Source organism: Kitasatospora sp. GP30 (genome assembly GCF_029892145.1).
GTDB classification, from domain to species: Bacteria; Actinomycetota; Actinomycetes; order Streptomycetales; family Streptomycetaceae; genus Kitasatospora; species Kitasatospora acidiphila.
Window position 1 is genome coordinate 337,318 of the sequence record NZ_JARZAH010000003.1, and the last position, 22,031, is coordinate 359,348.

21 protein-coding genes are annotated in these 22,031 nt (G+C 71.2%); 11 read left to right on the forward strand and 10 right to left on the reverse strand.

All coding sequences use genetic code 11. The features are described from left to right. Positions 1 to 208: 208 nt before the first annotated feature. From P3T35_RS07420 to P3T35_RS07435, 4 genes are all read left to right on the forward strand, one after another. Positions 209 to 919 carry an urease subunit gamma gene (locus P3T35_RS07420; RefSeq protein WP_101379758.1) on the forward strand — a complete coding sequence of 237 codons (711 nt, stop codon included), beginning with the start codon at positions 209 to 211 and terminating at the stop codon, positions 917 to 919. After that, the gene (locus tag P3T35_RS07425) at positions 916 to 2,625 is read left to right on the forward strand and encodes an urease subunit alpha (RefSeq protein ID WP_101379759.1); all 1,710 of its coding nucleotides are present in this window, start codon (positions 916 to 918) and stop codon (positions 2,623 to 2,625) included. The genes P3T35_RS07420 and P3T35_RS07425 overlap by 4 nt, the downstream gene beginning before the upstream one ends. A gap of 30 nt (positions 2,626 to 2,655) precedes the next feature. Beyond that, entirely contained in the window at positions 2,656 to 3,693 is a 1,038-nt protein-coding gene (locus P3T35_RS07430) for an agmatine deiminase family protein (RefSeq protein ID WP_101379760.1), read from the forward strand. A 113-nt stretch (positions 3,694 to 3,806) separates the two neighbouring features. Beyond that, entirely contained in the window at positions 3,807 to 4,472 is a 666-nt protein-coding gene (locus P3T35_RS07435; RefSeq protein ID WP_143676778.1) for a hypothetical protein, read from the forward strand. A gap of 69 nt (positions 4,473 to 4,541) precedes the next feature. Here the strand turns inward: P3T35_RS07435 and P3T35_RS07440 are convergent, their stop codons facing one another. Together P3T35_RS07440 and P3T35_RS07445 are read right to left on the reverse strand one after the other, a co-directional pair. Continuing rightward, positions 4,542 to 5,396 (reverse strand): GH25 family lysozyme, encoded by an 855-nt coding sequence (locus P3T35_RS07440; protein ID WP_101379762.1) that lies wholly within the window; start codon positions 5,394 to 5,396, stop codon positions 4,542 to 4,544. Between the two features lie 142 nt (positions 5,397 to 5,538). Then, entirely contained in the window at positions 5,539 to 5,733 is a 195-nt protein-coding gene (locus tag P3T35_RS07445) for a hypothetical protein (RefSeq protein ID WP_101379763.1), read from the reverse strand. 60 nt (positions 5,734 to 5,793) lie between these two features. On the opposite strand from P3T35_RS07445, the gene P3T35_RS07450 reads away from it, so the two are divergent. Further along, entirely contained in the window at positions 5,794 to 6,597 is an 804-nt protein-coding gene (locus tag P3T35_RS07450; protein WP_101379764.1) for an NAD(P)-dependent oxidoreductase, read from the forward strand. A gap of 8 nt (positions 6,598 to 6,605) precedes the next feature. Here the strand turns inward: P3T35_RS07450 and P3T35_RS07455 are convergent, their stop codons facing one another. Continuing rightward, positions 6,606 to 6,977 (reverse strand): hypothetical protein, encoded by a 372-nt coding sequence (locus P3T35_RS07455; protein WP_101384938.1) that lies wholly within the window; start codon positions 6,975 to 6,977, stop codon positions 6,606 to 6,608. 411 nt (positions 6,978 to 7,388) lie between these two features. Here P3T35_RS07455 and P3T35_RS07460 point away from each other — a divergent pair, with 411 nt between their 5' ends. From P3T35_RS07460 to P3T35_RS07470, 3 genes are all read left to right on the forward strand, one after another. Continuing rightward, positions 7,389 to 7,790, forward strand: coding sequence for a hypothetical protein (locus tag P3T35_RS07460; RefSeq protein ID WP_101379765.1), 402 nt, complete (start codon positions 7,389 to 7,391; stop codon positions 7,788 to 7,790). 89 nt (positions 7,791 to 7,879) lie between these two features. Next, entirely contained in the window at positions 7,880 to 8,545 is a 666-nt protein-coding gene (locus P3T35_RS07465; RefSeq protein WP_101379766.1) for a class I SAM-dependent methyltransferase, read from the forward strand. A 50-nt stretch (positions 8,546 to 8,595) separates the two neighbouring features. Beyond that, positions 8,596 to 11,766 carry a BTAD domain-containing putative transcriptional regulator gene (locus tag P3T35_RS07470; protein WP_101379767.1) on the forward strand — a complete coding sequence of 1,057 codons (3,171 nt, stop codon included), beginning with the start codon at positions 8,596 to 8,598 and terminating at the stop codon, positions 11,764 to 11,766. A gap of 88 nt (positions 11,767 to 11,854) precedes the next feature. Here P3T35_RS07470 and P3T35_RS07475 read toward each other — a convergent pair whose 3' ends face one another. The 4 genes from P3T35_RS07475 to P3T35_RS07490 all read right to left on the reverse strand — a co-directional run bounded on the left by P3T35_RS07475 (position 11,855) and on the right by P3T35_RS07490 (position 16,430). Beyond that, positions 11,855 to 12,616 (reverse strand): ABC transporter permease, encoded by a 762-nt coding sequence (locus P3T35_RS07475; protein ID WP_101379768.1) that lies wholly within the window; start codon positions 12,614 to 12,616, stop codon positions 11,855 to 11,857. Further along, a complete protein-coding gene (locus P3T35_RS07480; protein WP_101379769.1) occupies positions 12,613 to 13,551 on the reverse strand; it encodes an ATP-binding cassette domain-containing protein in 939 nt (312 codons plus the stop codon). Before P3T35_RS07480 ends, P3T35_RS07475 begins: the two co-directional genes overlap by 4 nt. Positions 13,552 to 14,604: 1,053 nt before the next feature. Then, on the reverse strand, positions 14,605 to 15,012 hold the full coding sequence (locus P3T35_RS07485) for a DUF6221 family protein (RefSeq protein ID WP_101379771.1): 408 nt from the start codon (positions 15,010 to 15,012) through the stop codon (positions 14,605 to 14,607). A gap of 509 nt (positions 15,013 to 15,521) precedes the next feature. After that, positions 15,522 to 16,430, reverse strand: coding sequence for a LysR family transcriptional regulator (locus tag P3T35_RS07490; RefSeq protein WP_101379772.1), 909 nt, complete (start codon positions 16,428 to 16,430; stop codon positions 15,522 to 15,524). A gap of 152 nt (positions 16,431 to 16,582) precedes the next feature. On the opposite strand from P3T35_RS07490, the gene P3T35_RS07495 reads away from it, so the two are divergent. Continuing rightward, positions 16,583 to 17,581 (forward strand): DMT family transporter, encoded by a 999-nt coding sequence (locus P3T35_RS07495; RefSeq protein WP_101379773.1) that lies wholly within the window; start codon positions 16,583 to 16,585, stop codon positions 17,579 to 17,581. Positions 17,582 to 17,615: 34 nt separating this feature from the next. Here the strand turns inward: P3T35_RS07495 and P3T35_RS07500 are convergent, their stop codons facing one another. Together P3T35_RS07500 and P3T35_RS07505 are read right to left on the reverse strand one after the other, a co-directional pair. Beyond that, the gene (locus tag P3T35_RS07500; RefSeq protein WP_101379774.1) at positions 17,616 to 18,131 is read right to left on the reverse strand and encodes a GNAT family N-acetyltransferase; all 516 of its coding nucleotides are present in this window, start codon (positions 18,129 to 18,131) and stop codon (positions 17,616 to 17,618) included. A 64-nt stretch (positions 18,132 to 18,195) separates the two neighbouring features. Further along, positions 18,196 to 18,990 (reverse strand): N-acetylmuramoyl-L-alanine amidase, encoded by a 795-nt coding sequence (locus P3T35_RS07505; RefSeq protein ID WP_101379775.1) that lies wholly within the window; start codon positions 18,988 to 18,990, stop codon positions 18,196 to 18,198. A gap of 238 nt (positions 18,991 to 19,228) precedes the next feature. On the opposite strand from P3T35_RS07505, the gene P3T35_RS07510 reads away from it, so the two are divergent. Further along, positions 19,229 to 19,876, forward strand: a complete 648-nt coding sequence (locus P3T35_RS07510; protein ID WP_101379776.1) for a TetR/AcrR family transcriptional regulator — start codon at positions 19,229 to 19,231, stop codon at positions 19,874 to 19,876. A 7-nt stretch (positions 19,877 to 19,883) separates the two neighbouring features. Here the strand turns inward: P3T35_RS07510 and P3T35_RS07515 are convergent, their stop codons facing one another. Further along, positions 19,884 to 21,212 (reverse strand): protein phosphatase 2C domain-containing protein, encoded by a 1,329-nt coding sequence (locus P3T35_RS07515; protein ID WP_280704716.1) that lies wholly within the window; start codon positions 21,210 to 21,212, stop codon positions 19,884 to 19,886. A gap of 173 nt (positions 21,213 to 21,385) precedes the next feature. Between P3T35_RS07515 and P3T35_RS07520 the strand changes: the two genes are divergently transcribed. Continuing rightward, a complete protein-coding gene (locus P3T35_RS07520; RefSeq protein ID WP_143676779.1) occupies positions 21,386 to 21,922 on the forward strand; it encodes a hypothetical protein in 537 nt (178 codons plus the stop codon). The last annotated feature ends 109 nt before the right edge of the window (positions 21,923 to 22,031 follow it).

The following is a 22,031-nucleotide window of genomic DNA, read 5'->3' on the forward strand; positions in this document are numbered from 1 at the left end:
CGCCCGCGTCCGCGCGCCCGCCCCGCCGGGGCCGGACGACACGCCGAGCGGTCATCGCAGCGGGCGGAACCGGCCGTGCCGGGCAAGGCTGGACATGGCGACCCGTTCCGGGTTCAATGACCAGCATTACGTTTGAACGCCGTTCTAAACACTCATTCGCCCCACTCTCCCCACTCGCCCCTCCGACCTCAGACCTCAGCGAGGCACCGTGCGACTCACCCCCACCGAACGGGACCGGCTGCTGATCTTCACAGCCGCCGAACTGGCCCGGGCCCGGCGCGCCCGGGGCCTGCGGCTCAACGTGCCGGAGGCCACCGCGCTGATCGCCGACACCGTCTGCGAGGCCGCCCGCGACGGCAAGCGGCTGGCCGAGGCGATCGAGGCCGGCCGCTCCGTGCTGACCGCCGCCGACGTGCTGCCCGGCGTGCCGGACGTGGTCACCGTGATCCAGGTGGAGGCCGTCTTCGACGACGGCACCCGGCTGGCCGTGGTCAACGACCCGTTCCAGGGCGCCGGTTCACTCGGCGAGGACGGTCCGGGGGCCGCTCTGCCCGGTTCCGGTGCCGGCTACGACCCGGTGGAGGAGACCGTGGTGCTGCCCGTCCACAACACCTCGCCGGTGCCGATCTCGGTCACCTCGCACTACCACTTCTTCGAGGTCAACCCGCGCCTGGCGTTCGACCGCGCCGCCGCCTACGGCACCCGGCTGGCCATCCCGGCCGGCTCCTCGGTCCGGTTCGACCCGGGCGCGGTCGTCGAGGTCGGCCTGGCCCCGATCGGCGGTGAGCGGGTGGCGATCGGCTTCGCCGGACTGGTGGACGGCCCGCTGGACGCGCCCGGCGCCCGCGAAGCCGCCCTGGAGAAGGCCCGCGCCACCGGATACCTGATCAACTTCGATGACACGGAGGTGGAGTCATGACGTCGATCTCCCCGCACGACTACATCTCCGTGCACGGCCCCCGGGCCGGCGACCGGATCCGACTCGGCGACTCCGGCCTGATCGTCCGGGTCGAGCACGACTCCCAGGCCCCCGGCGACGAGTTCCTGGCCGGTTTCGGCAAGACGGCCCGCGACGGCCTGCACCTCAAGGCCGCCACCGTGCGCGACACCTGCGACGTCGTGGTGAGCAACGTGCTGCTGATCGACGCCGTCCAGGGCATCGTCAAGACCTCGATCGGCCTGATCAACGGCCGGATCGCCGCGATCGGCCGGGCCGGCAACCCCGACACCATGGACGGCGTCGACGTGGTGGTCGGCACCGGCACCACGATCGTTTCCGGCGAGGGCCTGATCGCCACCGCCGGCGCCATCGACACCCACGTCCACCTGCTGTCGCCGCGGATCATGGAAGCCTCGCTGGCCTCCGGCGTGACCACCATCATCGGCCAGGAGTTCGGCCCGGTCTGGGGCGTCGGCGTCAACTCCCCCTGGGCACTGCGGCACGCCTTCAACGCCTTCGACGCCTGGCCGGTCAACATCGGCTTCCTGGGCCGCGGTTCGTCCTCCGACCCCGGCCCGCTGGTGGAGGCGCTGGCCGAGGGCGGGGCCAGCGGCTTCAAGGTGCACGAGGACATGGGCGCGCACACCCGCGCACTGGACACCGCGCTCCGGGTCGCCGAGGAGTATGACGTCCAAGTCGCCCTGCACACCGACGGGTTGAACGAGTGCCTGTCGGTGGAGGACACCCTCGCGGTGCTCGAAGGCCGCACCATTCACGCCTTCCACATCGAGGGCTGCGGCGGCGGCCACGTGCCCAATGTGCTGAAGATGGCCGGCGTCGCCAACGTCATCGGCTCCTCCACCAACCCGACGCTGCCCTTCGGCCGGGACGCGCTGGCCGAGGCCGCCGGCATGATCGTCTCGGCCCACGACCTCAAGCTCGACCTGCCCGGCGACGCCGCCATGGCCCGCGACCGGATCCGGCACGGCACCATGGGCGCCGAAGGCGTGCTGCACGACCTCGGCCTGATCGGCATCACCTCCTCCGACGCCCAGGGCATGGGCCGGGCCGGTGAGACCGTGCGCCGCACCTTCGCGATGGCCGGCAAGATGAAGGCCGAACGCGGCCCGCTGGACGGCCCCGACGGTGGCTACGGCACCCGGGAGAGCGGCGACGACAACGAGCGGGTGCTCCGCTACATCGCCAAGCTGACCATCAACCCGGCCATCGCGCACGGGCTTTCGCACGAGGTCGGCTCGATCGAGGTCGGCAAGCTGGGCGACCTCGTGCTCTGGCGCCCCGACCACTTCGGCGCCAAGCCGCAGCTGGTCCTCAAGGCCGGATTCCCCGCCTACGGCGTGGTCGGCGACCCCAACGCCTCCACCGACCGCTGCGAACCCCTGGTGCTCGGCCCGCAGTTCGGCGCCCACGGTGCCACCGCGGCCGACCTCTCGGTGGCGTTCGTCGCCGGGGCAGCCGTCCAGAACGGCGACCAACTTCCCACCAGGCGACGGCGGGTGGGCGTACGCGGCACCCGCGGCATCGGCCCGCGCGACATGGTGCGCAACGCCCGTACCGGCCAGGTCGGCGTCGACGCCGCCAGCGGCCTGGTCTCGCTCGACGGCACCCCGCTGCGCTCCGAACCCTCCGAGAGCGTCTCGCTCAGCCGCCTCTACTTCCTCTGACTTCCCCTCCCCGCTTAGGACTTCACTGCGATGACCACTCCCGCCTCGCTCGGCTACTCGATGCCCGCCGAATGGCACCCGCACGAGCGCACCTGGATGGCCTTCCCCACCGACAACCCCACCTTCTCCTCCGCCGAGGACCTGCACGCCGCCCGGCTCGCCTGGGCCAAGGTCGCCGACACCATCGTCCGCTACGAGCCGGTGACGCTGGTCGTCAACGTGGGCGAGACCGAGGCCGCACGCGACTACGTCTCCGCGGACGTCGAGATCGTCGAACGCCCGCTGGACGACGCCTGGATGCGCGACATCGGCCCCACCTTCCTGCTCGGCCCGGGCGGCCGCCTCGCCGCGGCCGACTGGATCTTCAACGGCTGGGGTGCGCAGTCCTGGGCCCGCTGGGAGAACGACCAGCACATCGCGGAGGAGATCGTCGGCCTCACCGGGGTCCAGCGGTTCGCCTCCCGCCTGATCAACGAGGGCGGCGGTATCCACGTCGACGGCGAGGGCACCGTGCTGGTCACCGAGACCGTCCAACTCGGCGAGGGCCGCAACGCCGACTGGACCAAGGCGGAGGTCGAGGCCGAGCTCCACGCCCACCTGGGCACCACCAAGGCCATCTGGCTGCCGCGCGGACTCACCCGCGACTACGACGAGTTCGGGACCCGCGGCCACATCGACATCGTCGCCTCCTTCGCCCGCCCGGGCGTCGTCCTCGCCCATGTCCAGCCCGACCCGGCCCACCCGGACCACACCGTCTGCCAGGATCTCGTCGCCCTGCTGCGCGCCTCAACGGACGCCGCAGGCCGCCCCCTTGAGGTCATCGAGGTCCCGGCCCCCACCGTCATCCACGACGCCGACGGGGAACCGGTCGACTACTCCTACATCAACCACTACGTCGCCAACGGCGCGGTCATCCTCTGCGCCTTCGACGACCCCCGCGACCAGGAAGCCGCCGCCATCCTCGGCAAGGCCTACCCGGGCCGGACCGTCGAACTCGTCGACGCCCGCGAGATCTTCGCCAACGGCGGCGGCATCCACTGCATCACCCAGCAGCAGCCGAGGGCGTGAGCTTGGCTCCCGCAGGAGCCGACCAGCCGGGGACGGGCCGCCGAGCCATGCAGGGTGAACCGCCCCCACCCTGCCCCGCCGAAGCCGACGCCGACGCCGAGACAATGGGCGCCATGACGAAGACCCGCGCATGGACGTACGAAGGGACAGGGCTGGCTTGGCTCCAGGAGCAGCTGGGACAGCCCGAGACCGGGCCCGGCCACGTGGTGGCCGAGCTCGTGCCGAGCGGCTTCGAGGCGTATGTGCGGATCTTCCACCGTTTCGAGGCCTCGGACGGGTCCGGCCGTAGTCGCACCTGGCAGGCGTGGGCCGACGACACGGCCGTCCCCTTTCACGCCGAGCTGTCCCATCTGTCGCTGCGTGACGAGGGCCGCGACGGTGACGGCCCTCGGTGGCAGACCGAGGAGGGCGCCCTCGATGACCGCAGTCGGCGGGCGCTGTCACGCTGCCTCGCCGGGGTGACCGGCGACCAGGCCGTCTTCTTCGCCTACGACCTTGCGGCCCTCTGCCGGGGCGAGGAGGAGCCCCTCGTTCGCCGTTCCACCTTGGCCGACCTGGAGACCGTACGGGAGGCGGTGGCGGACGCGGTGGGGACCAGCGGCCCGGAGTTCTGGTGGCCGCAGGACCGGAGCTGGGTGGTCACCAGCGACTACGACCTGCTGTCCACCTATGTCGGCTGCTCTGCGCGGACCGCCGAGCGGCTCCTTGGTGACGATGAACTCGAGGCCCTGCCGGTCACCCCCCGGACGCGCGTCGACTGGTATGCCGACCGGCCATAGCGCCAGTGATGACACCGACCAGGAGTCGCCGCCATCGCCCGCCACGGCCGCCACGGCCGCCATGGCCGATCAGTGACTGATGGGCCGCTGCCAGGCGGCGTCCCAGGTGTGCGCCCCGACGATGCCGTCCACCGTCAGCGGCCAGCCGTGGTCGGTGCTGTCCTGCTGGAACTGCCGGCAGATGCTCGCGGACGCGGGGCCGTACCAGCCGTCCACAGTGATCTGCCAGCCGCGGTGGGCCATCTGCTGCTGCCAGTTGAAGATGTTGCCGTCGTGCATCTCGTTCGGCTGGAGTTTGAAGTCATAGCCGGGCCACGGCTGGTGCCCGGCGGGCGCAGACGCGAACGATGAGGCCCAGGAGCGCAGTTCGGCGGTGCTGCCGAGGTGGCAGAAGTCCTGGTCGACACCGCTGGCGCTGTTGTACTGGTGGAACAGCCAGTTGGCGCTGACCCCGGGCTGGCCGACCGGTCGGCCTTCGGTGGCGATCCACAGGTAGTCCTGGTAGTAGCCGGTGGTGTCGACGTTGTTCCAGTAGTCGGCGTTGCAGTACATGCCGACCGGCCGCTGCGGAGCCGAGGCCTTCAGGTGCTTCAGGAAGGCCTCCTTGTACGCCAACTGGTTCCCGTGCGAGACACCCGAGTTGGCGGCGTCGTAGCCCTCCCAGTCCAGGCAGAGCAGCTCACCGACCGCCGGCTGCGCGATCGAGAGGAAGTGATCCGCCTCGCTCTGCGCCGAGTTCCGCATGTCCGGGTAGTGGTAGTAGCCGACCACCAGACCCGCGTTGCGCGCCGCGTCCCGCTGACTGGCCCACTCCGGGTTGGTGTACGTGAGGCCCTCGGTGACCTTGATGAACGCGAAGCTGAGCCCGTTGGTGCCCGGGGCGGACGACTGGTACGACGCCCAGTCCTGTCCGAAGATACCCATCAGGAGTTCTCCTTCGTGAGGATGGAGAGGAGGGCCGGAGGGGGTGACGTGAAGGGCTCCCCCGTGCCCTATCCGCCGAACAAACACGTTCTGACCGTCCATCAGCCGCGGCAAACTCCGCTCACCCACATTGATTTGAACGTCACCTCAGCCAGGATGAAAGAACCTGGTAGTCGACGTCGGCCAGGCCGACTTTCGGATCCACGCGATGCAGCAGAGCACCGCCGGAGTGATGCGCCGCCACCCACGCCCGATCGGCGTCGGTGATCTCGTCGTCCACCCGGACGAACGGTCGCCCGGCGGCCCGGAACAGCGGACACTGCATCGAGCCGGTCACGCCCGCTACGCTGCCGGTGCATTGTCAGGGCTTCGAAGCAGTTCAGCGACAGGGGGAGCGATGGCACTGGGAACAGTCGCGATCACCGGCGCGGCGGGGACCATCGGGCAGGTCATGCGGACGGCACTGCGCGGGGAAGCAACGCGGCTGGTCCTACTCGACCGGGTTCCACTCCACGCCGAGCATGTGAACGAAACGGTGCACACCGTCGACCTGCGCGACGCGGCCGCCGTGGAGTCGGCGCTCGCGGGCGTGGACGCCGTGCTGCACCTGGGCGGGATCCCTGATGAGGCGCCGCTACCCGACCTGCTGGACGCCAACGTGCTCGGCACCCACCACGTCCTGGAGGCCGCCCGCCGCTCGGGGATCCACCGGGTGGTGCTGGCCAGCAGCAACCGGGTCACGGGCTTCTACGCCACCGGTCACCGCACCGACCCCGCAGAGCCGGTGCGTCCGGATGGGCTGTACGGGGTGAGCAAGGTGGCCGTGGAGGCCCTAGGGCGGCTCTACGCAGACAAGTTCGGCCTGTCCGTCATCTGCTTGCGGATCGGCAGCTTCGAGCCGGCACCCAGCGAACCTCGGCACCTGGCAACCTGGTTGAGCCCCCGCGATGCCATCGGGTACGTCAAGGCGGCGCTGACCGCCCCGGCGTCGACCCGATTCGCCACCGCGTACGCCGTCTCCGCCAACTCCCGCCGCTTCTGGGAACTGCCCACTCCCGATGTCCTCGCCTACACGCCCATCGACGACGCCGAGACCTACGCGGCCGACATCCCGGGCGCCGCCACCCCGCCCGACCCCGAGTCCCCGCAGGCCGGCCCCTATGCGGAACCGGACTTCACGCTTCGCCACCTCCAGCCCTGATCTGGCGCTCAGATGGCCTGCTCGATCCGCTCGAAGATGTCGCTGTCCGTCTCCCGCTGCCACTGCGGCAGTTCGTCCCAGTCGGCGACATAGCCCGGCTTCGGGCTGTCAAAGTGCTTGTGGATCTGCGCGATCCAACACAGGGCGACGAAACGCCCCTTCTGTTCGCGGGACAGCTTGGCGGTGCTGCCATCCGAGACACGGACGAAGTCGGCCACCTGCCGGTACACCGCTGCCGCAGCCTGCCGCTCCCACTCCGGAGTCTCGGCCCAGGGGGCGACGTAGCCAGCCTTCGGCTCACCAGGGAAGTACTTCTTCACCCCGGCCACCCACGCCTCACGGAAGAACTCGCCGGGCTCCAGCGCAGTCGTGTCAGTCATGACGCTCCTCGGTAGGTGATCTGCTCGTTGAGATTCGATTCGCGGGTCGGACATAAGCGGCGCAAGGGGGCCCCGCAGCCCATCCAGTCTGCGCGCGATGTACCCGGAGCCGGTTCGCTCCGCCAGGGCGAGCGCGGCTGAGCAGTAGTGCACCACCCGGTCCGCGTCGCCGTGGCGGGCCCCCAGCTCCGCTAGATCCGCGAGCACCGCACCTTGCCGCCGGGCGGACAGACCCTGGCGGACGGCCATCGACAGGTACCGCTCCGCTGAGTCGATCTGCCCAAGGGCGAGATGGCACAACCCCCGCTGTTCAGCCAGCCGGGAGCCGTCGAAGCGCAGCCACCCGCCGTTGTGGACCTCGCCACCCAGGTCGTGAACGCACCACTCCCACACTCACGGAGGAGCACCATCGTGACCGTCACCCTGCAGAGCCCCGGCGCCACGCGACCCCGGGACCCGCGCGAGCTGCTGAACGCCGTGCAGCCCCGCATCCAGCACCTGAGCGTCAACGTCCTCGACTCCGGTATGACCATCTGGGACCGCGAGGTCGCGTTGCTGCTCCGCGACGAGGTCATGGTCCGGGACCTCGCCGAGCGGATCCTCGGCAATGCCGTGATGTATGTGGTCGCGTCCATGGAACACCCCGATGTCCACCTGGGTGTGGGCAAGGTCGTGGACATCGGCGTGCACCAGGTCATCCTCGACACCGCCGAGTTCCTGCGCTCGATCGGGTTCGACCCCGATGAGGAGCTGTGGGCCCGCGACGGAGCCGAGTGCTCCCCGTGCGACAGCAAGGTCCCCGACAGTCACTGACGGCTGACGGACCGTTCTCAAGTGAGGGTTCCGCCGGCGCACCACGGCGGGGCCCTCCCGTTCCAACCAAGCCGAGTGAGGACACCCCGATGCCGACCGCCCCGCACAACCTGGACCACGAACGCCAACTGTGGGACGCCTACGCCGGGTCGGCGTTCAAGGACGACCTGGAACCGGTGTTCCGCTGGACGCAGTACCAGGACCACCCCGACGCCCCCGGCCCGGAACTGCTGGGCAGCCCAGCAGCAGTCCTGGAGATCGGCTGCGGCACCGGCCGCGCCCTGGCCTACCTCGCGCAGCGGGGCGTCAAAGGCACCGGTGTCGACCTCTCCCCGGTGATGGTGGAGCGAGCAGCCGAGCGGTGGGGGTCGCTGGGTGTGGAGTTCGTCCAGGCGGACGTCCTCAACTACCTGAGCGGCACGACGCAGCGGTTCGACGCCGTGTACTCCGTCTTCGGTGCGGCCTGGTTCACCGCCCCGGAGCGGCTGTTCCCCCTGGTGGCCACCCACTTGAACCCGGGTGGCGTCTTCGTCTTCTCGCAGCCGCCGGCGATCCCGGGTGCGTACGGGCCGCAGGGCATGTACAAGGGCGGTTTCGCCGGGCCGGCGATGTACACCTACCGCTACAGCTACGAACCGGAGGGCTGGGCACGGTACTTGACCGAGGCTGGCTTCGGCCAGGTGGACGTGCGCGAGATCCACGCCCCCACCCCGGGGCACATCGGCACGCTGATCGGTCGTGCCGTGCGGCGATGAGCCCGTCACCACCAGGGTGCTTGGCGAGCACGCCGTGACAGAATCGGCGGGTGCAGATCAAGATGCTGGGGCCATTGGAGATTCGCACGGGCGACGGGGGGCTGTCCGACGTGCCGGGCGCGCGGTTGCGCGGGCTGCTGGTGGCCCTGGCGCTCAGGGCGGGGCAGGTGGTGACGAAGGCGTCGCTCGTCGACTGGATCTGGGGGGAGCAGCCGCCCGCCGATGCGACCAACGCGCTGCAGCGCTTGGTTTCCCGGTTGCGGAAGGTGCTGCCGGACGGGGTGATCGAGGGGCAGCCGGACGGCTACCGGTTGGCGGTGGAGCCGGAGGCGGTCGATGCCGTGCGGTTCGAGCGGCTGGTCATCGCCGGCCAGGCCCGCGCTGAGGACGTTTCCGGGCGGGTGCGGCTGCTGCGCGAGGCGCTCGAACTGTGGCGCGGCGCGGCCATGCAGGATGTCGGTCTCCAGGAGAGCGAGGCGTTCGACGCGGCGGTGGTCCGGCTGGAGGGGTTGCGCCTGACCGCCCGGGAGGAGCGGTTCGACGCGGAGGTTGCCCTCGGGCACGGTGCGGCGCTGGTCACGGAGTTGACCGACCTGGTGGCCGCCTACCCGGTGCGGGAGCGGCTGGTCACCGCGCTGATGCGCGCCCTGGTCGCGGTCGGGCGGGACAGCGAGGCGCTGCAGGTGTACCAGCGCGCCAGGGAGGTGCTGGCCGACGAGTTGGGCGCGGACCCCTCGCCGGAGCTGGCCGCGTTGCACGTCGCGCTGCTGCGCGGCGAGTTGGAGCGGCCGCGCGAGGAGAGCCCCAGGACCAACCTGCGCGCCGAGTTGACCACCTTCGTCGGTAAGGACGCCGATCTCGCCGCGGTCCGCGAGCTGATCGCCGGGCACCGGCTCACTACCCTGGTCGGGCCCGGCGGTTCGGGGAAGACCAGGCTGGCCACGGAGACCGCGCGGGCGCTGCTCGGCGCCGGCGATCTGCCGGACGGTGCCTGGCTGGTGGAGCTCGCCGCCATCGGCGCGGACGGCGACGTGGCGCAGCCGGCGCTCGCCGGGCTCGGCCTGCGGGACGCCCTGCTCGGCGGCGCCTCGAACGCGGAGTTGACGGACCGTCTCATCGCCGCGGTCCGCGAGCGGGAGGCGCTGCTGATCCTGGACAACTGCGAGCATGTGATCGAGTCCGCGGCGGTGTTCGCGCACCGGGTGCTCGGGGAGTGCCGGCGGCTGCGGATCCTGGCGACGAGCCGGGAACCGCTCGGCATCACCGGCGAGGCGCTGTGGCCGGTCGAGCCGCTGGCCCTGCCGGACGCGTACGCCGACGCCGCCGCGATGGAGTCCTCCCCGGCCGTCCGGTTGCTGCGGGACCGGGCGGGCGCGGTGCGCAAGGATCTCGCGGTCGACGCCCACGCGCCGGCCGACGCCCGCACGCTGGCGACGATGGTGCGCGTCTGCCGCGCGCTGGACGGGATGCCGCTGGCGATCGAACTGGCCGCGGCCAGGCTGCGCACCATGTCCATCGAGCAGCTCGCCAACCGGCTGGACGACCGGTTCCGCCTGCTGACCAGCGGCAGCCGGACGGCGCTGCCCCGGCACAAGACGCTGCGCGCGGTGGTCGACTGGAGCTGGGAGCTGCTCACCGACGCCGAACGGGCGGTGTTGCGCAGGCTCTCGGTGTTCGCGGGCGGGGCGAGCCTGGAGGCCGCCGAGCGGGTCTGCGCCGGCGACGGGGTCGAGCCGGACGAGGTGCTCGAACTGCTCACCTCGCTGGCCGAGAAGTCGCTGCTGCTCACGGCGGACCACGCCGCGCCGCGCTACCGGATGCTCGGCACGATCAAGGAGTACGCCGGGCACCGGCTCGCGGAGGCAGCGGAAGCCGAGCCGGCACGCCGGGCACACCTCGCCTACGTCACCGAGCTCGCCGAGACCGCGGAGCCGCATCTTCGCCGCGCCGAGCAGTTGGAGTGGCTGGCCGTGCTCGAGGCGGAGCACGACAACATCGGTTCCGCGATGCGCGGCGCACTCGCGGCGGGTGAGGCGCAGGCGGCGATGCGGCTGGCGGCGGGCGCCGGATGGTACTGGTGGCTCGGCGGGCACCGGGCCGAGGGCATGGAGCTGCTCACCGCGGCCGCCGAGACGCCGGGTGAGGTGACCGACCAGGCCCGGGCCACGGTGTACGGACTGATCGCGATGTTCGCCAGCTCCGGGCGGGGCGACCAGCACCAGGTCGCGGAGTGGATCCACCAGGCGTACCTGTTCAGCCGGCGCGGTGAGGGCCACCACCCGGCGCTGCGGCTCATCGTCCCGCTGGAACGGATGCTGGAGGCGCCCGAGTCGGTCCTGTCCGCGTTCGAAGAGCTGCTGGACGACGAGGACCCCTGGGTGCGCGCGCTGGCCCGGCTGCAGCTGGGCAAGATGCGGGTCGTGCTCGGTCAGCAGGGGCGGGAGGCCGACGTGTACCTGGAGACGGCGCTCGCCGAGTTCCTGGCGCTCGGCGAGCGGTTCGGGATCTCGTTCGCCCGCAGCGAGCTGGCGGAGCGGATCACCGTGCGCGGTGAGTTGGCCGAGGCGTGCGAGCAGTACGAGCAGGCGGTCGCGGTCGTCAGCGAGGTCGGTGCCACCGAGGACGTCCTGCGGATGCGGTCGCGGCAGGCGCAGCTGTACTGGCTGCTGGGCGACGAGGACGCCAGCGCGGCCGCCCTCGCCGAGGCGCAGCGGTACGCGGAGCGGGTCGCCTGGCCGGACGCGCTGGCCGAGCTGGCCCTCGCGCGGGCGGAACTCGCCCGGTGGGGCGGCGACGCCGCCGAGGCACGTCGTCAACTCGGCGTCGCAACGGGCCTTCTGGGTGCCGAGGCGGAGGGGGTGCACATCCGCGCGATGACGCACGACCTGCTCGGCTACCTCGCCGACGATCTCGACGAGGTCCGGGCGCACCGCGCGGCGGCCTGCGAGGCGGCGACCGAGGCGGGCCACGCGCCGATGATCGCGCAGGCGATCGTCGGGGTCGCGGACCTGGCGCTGTGCCGCGACGAGTACGTGCAGGCCGCGCGGCTGCTGGCGGCGAGCGTCGGCGTGCGCGGCCTGCCGGACCGCTCCCATCCGGACGTGGTTCGGATCACGCAGACCGCACGGCGCCGCCTCGGCGACGCGAAGTTCGCCGAGGCGGCTCGGGAGGGGGAGCAGGCCGGCTGGTCCGAGCTGGTCGCGGTCACGCTCGCCACCTGAACTGGCACGCTCGCTACTTGAGCGGTCAGGCCGGCTTCTTGAATGGCCACGCCCGCTTCGTGGACGGTCACGCCCGCTTCGTGGACGGTCACGCCCGCTTCTTGAACGTCGAGACCGCCCACGCGTACCCGACGATCGCGAGCCCGACGCACCAGGCGACGGCGGTGAGGGCGGTGCCGGTCGCCGGGTGGCCGGCCAGCAGTCCGCGCAGCGTTTCGATGATCGGGGTGAACGGCTGGTACTCCGCGAACTGCCGGATGCCGGGCCCCATCGAGCTGGCGGGGACGAACGCGCTGCTCAGGAACGGCAGCATGATCAGCGGCACGGTGGCCATGCCCGCCGATTCGACGGTCTTCGCGCCCAACCCCATGGCGACGGTGAGCCAGCTGGTAGCGAAGGCGAGCAGCAGCATGATGCCGATCGCGGCGAGCCACTGGAGGAAGCTCGCGTGCGGGCGGAATCCCATCGCGAAGCCGACGCCGACGATGGCCGCGTCGGCGATCAGACTGCGCAGCGTCGTGGAGACGACATGCCCGGCCAGTACGGCACCGTGCGAGACGTCCATGGCCTTGAAGCGGTTGATGATGCCCTTCGTCATGTCGCCGTTCACGGCCGCCGCGGTCGGCCCGAGGCCGTAGCTGATGGCCATCACGAGCAGACCCGGCACCGCGTAGTCGATGTACCTGCCCTGGACTCTGAAGGCACCGCCGAAGACGTAGACGAACATCAGCATGATCACGATCGGGAACAGGACCGCCTGGAACACGGTGACCGGATTCCGCAGCGTGTGCTTGAAGTTGCGGCGCATCATGATCGCCGAGTCGCCGAGCGACGTGGAGAGAGTGCTCATCGTGCGTTCGCCTCCGTGGTGGTCTGACCGGTCAGGGCAAAGAAGACGTCATCGAGGTCCGGCGTGTGCACGGAGAACTCCTCGGCGTTGATCATGTGTTCGTCGAGCCTGTCCAGCAGGGCCCGCAGCGACCTCGGCCCGCCGTCGCTGGGCACCCGCAGGGTCAGCTCCTGGTCGTCCCGGGTGGCTCCGGCCAAGGCCCGCGCCGCCACGTCGAGTTCGAACAGGTCCGTGAAGCGGAGCCGGACGTGGCCGCCGGGGACCTGGCGCTTGAGCTCCTCCGGTGTGCCGTGGGCGACGATGTGGCCCTGGTCGAGCACCGCGATCCGGTCGGCGAGCTGGTCGGCTTCCTCGAGGTACTGGGTGGTGAGGAAGACGGTGGTGCCGTCGGCCACCAACTCGCGGACGATCTGCCACATCGTGCGCCGGCTGCGCGGGTCCAGGCCCGTCGTCGGCTCGTCCAGGAAGATGATCTGCGGATTGCCGACCAGCGTCATCGCCAGGTCCAGCTTCCGGCGCATGCCGCCGGAGTAGGTGGCCGCCATCTTCTGCGCCGACTCCACCAGCTCGAACCGCTCCAGCAGTTGCGTGACCACCCGGTCGGCGGAGCGCACGCGCTTCAGCTCCGCCATCAGCTGCAGGTTCTCCCGGCCCGACAGCAGCTCGTCCACCGCGGCGAACTGACCGGTCACGCCGATGGCCTTGCGCACCTGCTTGGTCCCGGTCACCACGTCGTGCCCGGCGACGCGCACCGTGCCGGCGTCGGCCTTCGTCAACGTCGTCAGGACGTTCACCGTGGTCGTCTTGCCCGCCCCGTTGGGGCCGAGCATGGAGAAGACCGATCCCTCGGCAACCTCGAAGTCGATGCCGTCGAGCACGGCCTTGGTCCCGTGTGTCTTTCGCAGTCCTGCAACCGCGATCGCTGAACTCTTCATGCCCACTACTGTCCAGGCCGGGCCTGTCACCCGTCTGACACCGTCCTGACACGGCGACTGACACGGCGTCTCGTGAGCTCCAGCGCAGTCGTGCCGGTCACAGTGCTTATCAGTGCCTATCGGTGTATGGCCTGCTCGTCGGGATCCAGGCCATGCAGGTCGCCCATGAGCGGCGCGGGCTTCTGGGGTTTCAGCCTGATCGAGGCGGCCAAGCTGATAGTCAACGTACTGACTGACACAACATGCTGGCCCAGATACGAATATGATGGGCCATCCGGTGCAAGTCCGAGGCTGCGACTGGAAGATAGATTGAGCACCTGCACAATCGATGAGTGCGAGCGTCCTGCGATGGCACGAAATATGTGCTCCATGCACTGGCAGCGATGGAGACGGCACGGGTCAGCTGCTGATCTGACTCAGAAACGCTCGCGCTGGGGAAGTAGCGTCTTCCCAGACGATCAGCATAAGCGGTGCCCCTCTTGCGAAGAGGTCAAGCCGCTATCGGAGTACGGCGTATGCGCCGGCAGGAGTCGGGGAGTTGCAGCCAAATGCAGGCCCTGCGCTGCCGCGTACTCGAAGAAACATCGGGCCGACAACCCTGACTACGCGAGTCGAAACAGCATTCGACAGAAGCAACGTTGGTTGGAGCGTCAGTATGGCTTGACGCAACAGGAGTTTGAGAATCTACTGGCGAGTCAGGCTGGAGTGTGTGCGATATGCCGTGAGCTCCCCGATGCCGGGTCTCGGCTGCACGTCGACCACGACCACTCCTGTTGCCCGGGGAAGATCTCGTGTGGCGCATGTGTCCGAGGGCTACTGTGTGCGAGATGCAATCGGCTCTTGGGACAAGCTCGCGACGATGCACATGTTCTTCTCGCTGCAGCCAATTACCTGACCGGAGAAGGCACGGCTACCCGGCAGGCTGCAGCAAGTCGTCAGAGGCCGCGACAAGGCACTTCAAAGTCCCTCAGTAACCAGCAAACCGGGGCGTCTTCCAAAGCGACGTAGGCACGTGGTGCCTCTCCTGTCCCCTATGCCCTCGGCCCAGCCGCGCTAGGGCAGTTGCGGCTCCATCGGCCACCCCGCACCGAACTCCGGATGCCCGATGTACGGCAGGAGCAGGTCGACGACATCCGGACAGGGCCAGTCGAAACCGTCGTACTGGCAGTCGTCCTCGGTGTCCCAGGGCCGCAACGGATCACCGATCACCGGGCCGAGCCGGTGGCGGGCCAGCACCCGGCGCTTGGCGGCGACCTCGCGCAGCACTCGCTCCGGGTCGTGGCTGGCGACGTGCGCGGCTGTCGTCGGATGAAAGCCCGGCAGCTCGTACTGGCAGAAGTCCACCGCGCCCCCGCTGGCAAGCCACGTCCCGCAGCAGTCGTCACCGCCGTCGCAGCGCCGGGCCAGGTCGGCGTCCTCGTCGAGGCGGGCGTGCAGGAAGCTCAGGATGTCACGGTTCATGACGGCATCCTGCTACAGCTCCCGCTACCTCTTCGGTGGTTCGGACGGCGGGTTGGGGTTGCCACCTGGCGTGGGCGGGTTGCGGGGGCCGGGCGGCGGGGGCGGCACACCGGGGAGGTTGCTCGGGCCCCCGGAGGGCTCCTTCTGCGGGCTCATGATCTCTCCGTCCTCCTGCTGCGAATCCCCCCACCAACCGGGACCGGGGATGGCCGGCCCCGGATCGGGCCCCGGGTACGGATACGGGAACGGCGGGTGCGGCCGCTGCGTTCGGCGCGTCGGCCCCCGCGAACCGCGCCGCCCGCCGGGCCAGGACGGACCGGGGGCAGCGGGTGGTGGGGTCTGGCTCATGGCGATCCATGCCCTTCTCCGTACGGCCGGCGGGATTCCATGATGGACCGGCTACCCCTGGCGCGGATGCCCAGTTGACGGATCGCCATGAGCTGCTCACCCCGCGTTCGACGCGATCCGGCGACGATGGGATCTATCAATGGGCTCTCCAGCAGAGCTGTCTAGCAGGCGGGGACCTTCTCCGCCGCCGCCCGCAGTGCCTCGACCGCCGCGCGGATCGACGGGCGGCGGTCGGCGTCCGCTCGCCAGACGACATAGACGTGCCGCCGGACACGCTGCTTGAGCGGAACGGTCACCACGCCGGGCGGGATCGGCTGGCGCCCGAGCACGGGCGCGACGCACACGCCCAGCCCGGCCGCGACCAGCCCGAGCTGGGTGTGCGTCTCGGCGGCGCGGTGGCCGATGACCGGCTCCACGCCCCGCGAGCGCAGGGTGAACAGCAGCCACTCGTGGCAGAACTCGCCCTCCCCCCAGGTGATCCACTCATCGTCGGCGAACTCGCCCAAGTCCACCTCGTCGCGGCCGGCGAGCGGATGGCCCTCGTGCATGGCCACATCGGCCGGGTCGTCGAGGAGGGGTGCCTTCACCAGGCCGTCGGGCAGCGGCATCGGCTTGTTGTACCAGTCGAGCACGACCGCGAGATCGAGGTCGCCGCGGATGACGCCCGCGATGCCGGACTCCGGCTCCAGCTCGCTGGAGCGCACCCGCAGCGCCGGATGCTGGGCGCGCAGGATGGTCAGCGCGGCGGGGAACAGCCCGCGCGCGGCGGTCGGGAACGCCGAGAGCCGCAGCTCACCGATGACCTGGCCGCGGTGCGCGTCCAGATCGGACTCGGCGAGCTCCACCTGCGAGAGGATGCGCGCCGAGTGCTCGGCCAGCAGCCGCCCGGCGTCCGTCAGCCGCACGCCCCGCCCGTTCTTGGCCAGCAGCTGCTGGCCCACCTCGCGCTCCAGCTTGGACATCTGCTGCGACACCGCCGACGTCGTGACGTGCAGCGCATCGGCCGCGCCGCTGACCGAGCCGTGCCGGGCGAGGGCGTCAAGGGTGCGCAGTCGCTCGAGGTTCAACATGCCCGCTCCCGGTTCGGCTCCATACAGGTCCGGCTCCATAGAGGTCCGGCTCGCTACAGGCCGGGCTCGCTACAGGCCGGGCTCCAGACAACGACATACAACGACCTGCGATACGTTAGCAATACTACGAGGTACTGGTTTCGAATTCTCGCTTGTGCTACGAGATCGGCGCAAGCATCGTTGCCTGTATGAGCAGCACCAGCACCGCCACCGCTACCCGATCCCAGGTCAGCGCCCCTGCACACCCCGGTCCGCGCCTCGACTGGCGGCTGCGCTTCGGCGCCCTGTCGCTGATCTGGGGCTTCAGCTTCCTCTTCATGAAGATCGGGACGGAGGGGTACCCGCCCCTCCAGGTCGCGTTCGGGCGGCTGTTCTTCGGCACCGTGGTGCTGGCGGTCACGATGGCGGTGAAGCGCGAACGGCTCCCGCGCGGCGCGCGCACCTGGGGGCACCTCGCGGTCGCCGCCTTCCTGCTGAACGCCCTGCCGTTCTCGCTCTTCGCCTACTCGGAGCTGACCATCCCGTCCACGCTGGCGGGCATCTGCAACGCCACCTCACCGCTGTGGGGCATGGTCCTGTCCCTGGTCGCCCTCTCCGAGGACCGTCCGACGCGCATCCGGGTGGCCGGCCTCGGCCTGGGCTTCCTCGGCGTCCTGACCGTGCTCGGCGCCTGGCAGGGCTTCCACGGCCTGAACGCCACGGGCACGGCGCTGGCCCTGCTGGCCTCGCTCAGCTACCCGATCGGCTGGATCTACGTCCGCCGCACCCTGGCCGGCTCCAGCCACTCCCACCTCTCCCTGACCGGCGCCCAGCTGCTCCTGGCCACCATCCAACTGGCCGTCGTCACACCGCTGTTCAGCAAGCTGCCCAGTCATGTCGCCGTGCTGCCGCTGCTGGCCATCGCCGCTCTGGGCGCGCTCGGCACCGGCCTGGCCGTCCTCGTCCAGTACGGCCTGGTCGCCGAGGTCGGCCCGACGACCGGCCAGATGGTGACCTACTTCATCCCGGTCATCGCCGCCATCGCGGGCGTCGCCATCCTGGGCGAGCGCATGAGCTGGTCGACCCCGATCGGCGCGGTGATCGTCCTGGCGGGCGCGGCCCTGACCCAGGCGAGGCCCCGCAGCCAGGCGAGGCCCCGCAGCCAGGGCTAGGGGTAGCGGCGGCTGGGACCTGCCGGCGGTCGCCTCACTCCCCCAGCAGGTCCAGCCGCCAGTCGTTCGACGTTATCCAACTCCCCTTGGGGTACTCGAACTTGATGGTCTCCACCAGCTCGAACCCGGCCTTGCGGCAGACCGCGTTCGACGCCGCGTGGTCGACGCTCGGGAACGCGTGCAGATAGCGGTGCGTCCCGATGGCGCGCGCCGCCTCGACAGCGGCGCGCGCGGCCGCGACGGCGACCCCCCGCCCCTGGAAATCGGGCAGCACCGACCAGCCGGCCTCCCACGCCATGACACCGTTCGACTCGTGCTCCCAGAAGCCGATCGAACCGGCCGTCTCCCCCGTATCGGGCAGCACCACCCGGTAGATCCGCCCCCGCTCCCCGAGCGCCAGATACCGCTGGTGCCGGGCGGCCAGTTGCTCCGCGGTCTCCGGACCGCCCAGGTGCTCGGTCATCTCGGGAGTGTTGTTGCGTTCGAGCAGCCAGAAGTCGCCTTCACCCCAGGGCTCGAGGTCGACGCTGTGAACAGGTGCGTTGGTCATGGCGGCACCCTACGGCCCACTACTGACAATCACCGGACGGAGCGTCAACTCCCCTGCGGGCGGCTCAGGACACCGGGCGCTGCCAGGCCGCGTTCCAGGTCTGCTCACCCACGATGCCGTCCGCGGTCAGCGGCCAGCCGTGCGCGGTGCAGTCCTGCTGGAACTGCTCGCAGATGCTCTGACTCTCCGCGCCGTACCAGCCGTCCACGCTGATCGGCCAGCCGCGCTCCGCCATCCGCTGCTGCCAGGTGCGGACGTTGTCGTCGTTGAGCAGCGGGCTCTGCAGCCGCAGGTACTCCCCGGGCCAGGGCGGCGCGGCAGCCCCACCCCCGGAGCCGCCGCCCCCACCCGGCCGCGGGGCACCACGCTGCACCCAGGCATAGAGCGGGCCACCCGGGCAGTCGGTCGGGTACCCGTCCCGGTGCCCCTTGATCTCGGGCCCGGCGCCGCCCTGCTGCTGCAGCCACTCGATGGCATCCCGCAGGCCGTTGAGCATGTCGTCGCTCGGCTGGGTGAGGCCCGAGTTCCCGACCATCCCGCAGACCGCGTAGTGCGCGAGATTGAGCGGCTGGTTGCCGTTGGCGCCGGTCTCGTGGTGCAGCCCGCGGCCCTCGAAGACGTAGCCGTGCGGGCACGCGACCGCGGTGTACGCGATGTCGATCCAGCCCTGGCTGGTGTCAGCCATGTGCGCCGCCTGGATGCCGCGCACCCGGCCCGCGCACCACTCGTGATGGCTCACCAGATCCGCGGGCACCGGATCACCCTCGTAATGGACCTTCACGCCCTGAGTGCTCGCGACATACGTCCAGGGCTGTTTGGGCGGTTGGGCGCCCCATTCGGCACGGGTCACCAGTTTCACGGAAGCCTCCTCCCCTGACGGACCACCAGATCCACCAGCAAGGTAAGCCGAATCGCCGACGTACCGAACCCTCTTGCCGCAACGTTAGGCCGAACGGGTGCCGTCCTCTCGCGGGAAGTCGGGCCGTCCTCTCGTGGGAAGTCGGAGCGGACGCCGGAACGGACGTCGGAACGGAAGCTCCACCCCCGCGCCGTAAGCTGGGCAGTCCCCCACAGGTCCACCCCGAGGAGCCCCCACCATGACCGCGCCACGTCTTCGGCGGCCCGCGAGACCGCGGGAGGAGGTGCTGGCCGTGGCGATGGCGGCGATCGCTGAGCACGGGCTGGCGAAGCTCACCATGGCGGGGCTGGGCAAGCAGGTGGGGATGAGTGCGGGGCACCTGCTCTACTACTTCGGCAGCAAGGACCAGTTGCTGCTGGAGACGCTGCGGTGGAGCGAGGAGCAGCTCGGCGAGCGGCGGCGGGCGGAGCTCGGGCGGGCCGGGGTGAGTGCCTGGGAGCGGTTCGGGGCGTATGCGGAGCTGTATCTGGCGGACGGGCCGGGGGATCCGCGGTGGATCCTGTGGGTGGAGGTGTGGGGGCGGTCGCCCGCGAGTGCGGAGTTGCGGGCCGGGCAGTTGGAGATCGAGGCGCCGTGGCAGGCCGATCTGGAGGCGCTGATCGAGGAGGGGGTGGCGGCCGGCGCGTTCCGGGGCGGGGCGGCGGCGGAGCGGGCCGAGCAGTTGCGGGCGGTGCTGGACGGGTACTCGGTGCCGCTGGCGATCGGGCTGCCGGGTGCGGACCGGGAGCGGTCGCTGGGCCGGGTGCGGGCGGTGGCGGCGGCGCTGCTCGGTGTGAACGGGGAAATCGGCGCGGACGAGGAAATCAGCGCGGACGAGGAGAGTTGACGTACCGTCAGTCTGCCCAGAGGGCGACGGCCGTGCGGTCGTCCGCGTAGCCCTTGGCGCGGACCTGGATCTGGCGCAGGAAGTCCACGGTGCCCGGTGGGTGGGGGTGCGACCAGTGGGTGGCGAGGAAGTGGCCGACGGCGGGCTCCTCGGCGACGGGGTCGGCCAGGCCCGGGGAGCAGAGCAGCAGGATGTCCCCGGGGGTGGCCGGGACCAGGCGGAACCGGAACGGGCGCGGCTCGGGCGGCTCGGGGGCCGGGTCGTCCTGCCCGTCGGGGTGGTGCAGCAGCCGGGCGGCGTAGGCGTCGATCCAGTGGCCGGAGCGGAGCAGGTAGAGGCCGCCGGGGCCGAGGCCGAAGGCGGCGCGGTGGCTGGCCTGCGGATCGAGGGAGATCAGCAGGCAGTGCAGGGCGCCGGCGGTGTGCGGGGCCGGGCCGCGCAGGCCGGCCGCGGCGCCGGCGGTGAGGCGCTGCAGGCCGTAGCGGAGCCGGTCGCGGGCCCCGGCGCGCAGGTCGGCGGCGAGTTCGGCGCGGCTGCGGCCGACCGCCTCGGCGAGGTGGGTGGCTGCCTGGTGGACGGCGTGGGAGGCCGGGGCGGCGCCGAGGTCGAGCTCGGGCGCGGTGCCTGCCGGCGGCGCGGTGCGCGGGTCGACGGCGGCGGGCGGGCGGGCCCGGCTGCCGAGGACGGCGAGCAGCAGGCCGTCGGGGCCGTCGCCGAACCGGGTCAGCAGCAGGGCGTCGGTGCGGGGTTCGCCCCGGTAGCGGGCGGAGTCGCCGCGGATCGAGGCCGCGCGCAGGGTGAGCCCCGGGTACTGGGCGCCGTCGAGGGCGGTGTCCGGGACGACGGCGGCGAGCTGCTCGGGGGCGGCGGGGAGCAGGGTGGGTTCGGGGCTGTAGGTCGGCGGGCGGGTTCCGACGTGCGGGGCGGGGGCGGGCGGTCGGGCCGCGGGTGGCGGCGGTGCCGTGCTGGGGGTGCGGGGCGGCTTGACGAGGGAGACCCGGGGAGTGGGGACGAGGGACACCCGAGGAGCGGGCTCAGCGGGCTCAGCAGGTTCGACGGGCTCAACAGGTTCGACGGGCTCAGCAGGTTCGACGGGCTCAACAGGTTCGACGGGCTCAGCAGGTTCGACTGCTTCCGCCGCGTCGACCACGTCCCTGTCCCGCTGACGGCCGATCAGTCCGACGACCGAGGCGATCGAGTCGAACCACTCGTCGACGCTCTCGCTCCCGCCCTCCGCCTCGGGGGTGTCGGGCAGCCGGCCGGCCGGTCCGTCATAGACCCGCCCCCACCAGGCGTCCGCCGAGCTCGTCGAGGTGGGACCACCCTGGTCGGTCATCTGGCGACTCCTCACGGGCAACGGGTGGCGGGCAGTGGTCATTCTGCCCACCGGCAGGCGCGCTGTCCGGGGTTTCGTAGGGATCAGGCCAACAGCCGGAGCATCGGATTAAACCGAAACTGGCTCCCTAACAGGGGGACCATTTCACCCATTCGGCTGACTAATATGTGCGCATGACCGCGCCAGGACCTGTCGAACCCGCCCCGGGGAGCGTCGCTTTCGCGCGCCGCCCGGGTGGTGTGACATGGGCCCTGTCCCTGATCGGTCTGCTGGCCGCCCTGCTGGTGGCACTCCCCTGCGCCGGCTCGGCCCTGGCCGCCGTGCCGCCCGTCCCGGGTCCCGCCGCCGAGAGCTCCGCCGCCGGGACCACCCCGGGGACGGCCGGAAACCGCACCGCACAGAGCAGCGCCGCCCGGGGCACCGCCACCCAGAGCGCCCCCGCGGCCGCTCCGGCCCGGACCCACTCCGTGCCGTTCGACAAGGCCTGGTGCTCCAAGGAGGCCCCGCTGCCCGGCCCGGGCCACGGCTGCTCCGGCGATTCGTGGTGCGGTCAGCAGGCGCAGCTGCCGAACGCCCCGCCGCAGCCGGTCGCGGCCGCGCTGCCCCGGCTGGTCCCGCCCCGCCCCGCGCCCGTGACGGTGCCGGTGATCGCGGCGGCCTGGCCGGCCCCCACTCCTGATCTTCACCTGCTCCAGGTCAATCGGCCCTGAGCGGAACCCCCGCAGTCGGCCCCTGCGGCCGTGGCACCGGCTCCCGTCGGCGCCCCGGCCCACGCGGCTGACCTGCGGTCTCGCCCTGCCCTGTTTACCTCTCATGCCG

Bases quoted from the DNA above. Each gene is read 5' to 3' on its own strand.
- P3T35_RS07485 (WP_101379771.1), bottom strand. From the start codon at position 15,012: ATGAACCGTGACATCCTGAGCTTCCTGCACGCCCGCCTCGACGAGGAC.
- P3T35_RS07520 (WP_143676779.1), top strand. From the start codon at position 21,386: ATGACCGCGCCAGGACCTGTCGAACCCGCCCCGGGGAGCGTCGCTTTC.
- P3T35_RS07425 (WP_101379759.1), top strand. From the start codon at position 916: ATGACGTCGATCTCCCCGCACGACTACATCTCCGTGCACGGCCCCCGG.
- P3T35_RS07515 (WP_280704716.1), bottom strand. From the start codon at position 21,212: ATGACCGACCAGGGTGGTCCCACCTCGACGAGCTCGGCGGACGCCTGG.
- P3T35_RS07475 (WP_101379768.1), bottom strand. From the start codon at position 12,616: ATGAGCACTCTCTCCACGTCGCTCGGCGACTCGGCGATCATGATGCGC.
- P3T35_RS07455 (WP_101384938.1), bottom strand. From the start codon at position 6,977: ATGACTGACACGACTGCGCTGGAGCCCGGCGAGTTCTTCCGTGAGGCG.
- P3T35_RS07440 (WP_101379762.1), bottom strand. From the start codon at position 5,396: ATGGGTATCTTCGGACAGGACTGGGCGTCGTACCAGTCGTCCGCCCCG.
- P3T35_RS07480 (WP_101379769.1), bottom strand. From the start codon at position 13,551: ATGAAGAGTTCAGCGATCGCGGTTGCAGGACTGCGAAAGACACACGGG.
- P3T35_RS07490 (WP_101379772.1), bottom strand. From the start codon at position 16,430: ATGTTGAACCTCGAGCGACTGCGCACCCTTGACGCCCTCGCCCGGCAC.
- P3T35_RS07465 (WP_101379766.1), top strand. From the start codon at position 7,880: ATGCCGACCGCCCCGCACAACCTGGACCACGAACGCCAACTGTGGGAC.
- P3T35_RS07500 (WP_101379774.1), bottom strand. From the start codon at position 18,131: ATGACCAACGCACCTGTTCACAGCGTCGACCTCGAGCCCTGGGGTGAA.
- P3T35_RS07450 (WP_101379764.1), top strand. From the start codon at position 5,794: ATGGCACTGGGAACAGTCGCGATCACCGGCGCGGCGGGGACCATCGGG.
- P3T35_RS07430 (WP_101379760.1), top strand. From the start codon at position 2,656: ATGACCACTCCCGCCTCGCTCGGCTACTCGATGCCCGCCGAATGGCAC.
- P3T35_RS07435 (WP_143676778.1), top strand. From the start codon at position 3,807: ATGACGAAGACCCGCGCATGGACGTACGAAGGGACAGGGCTGGCTTGG.
- P3T35_RS07510 (WP_101379776.1), top strand. From the start codon at position 19,229: ATGACCGCGCCACGTCTTCGGCGGCCCGCGAGACCGCGGGAGGAGGTG.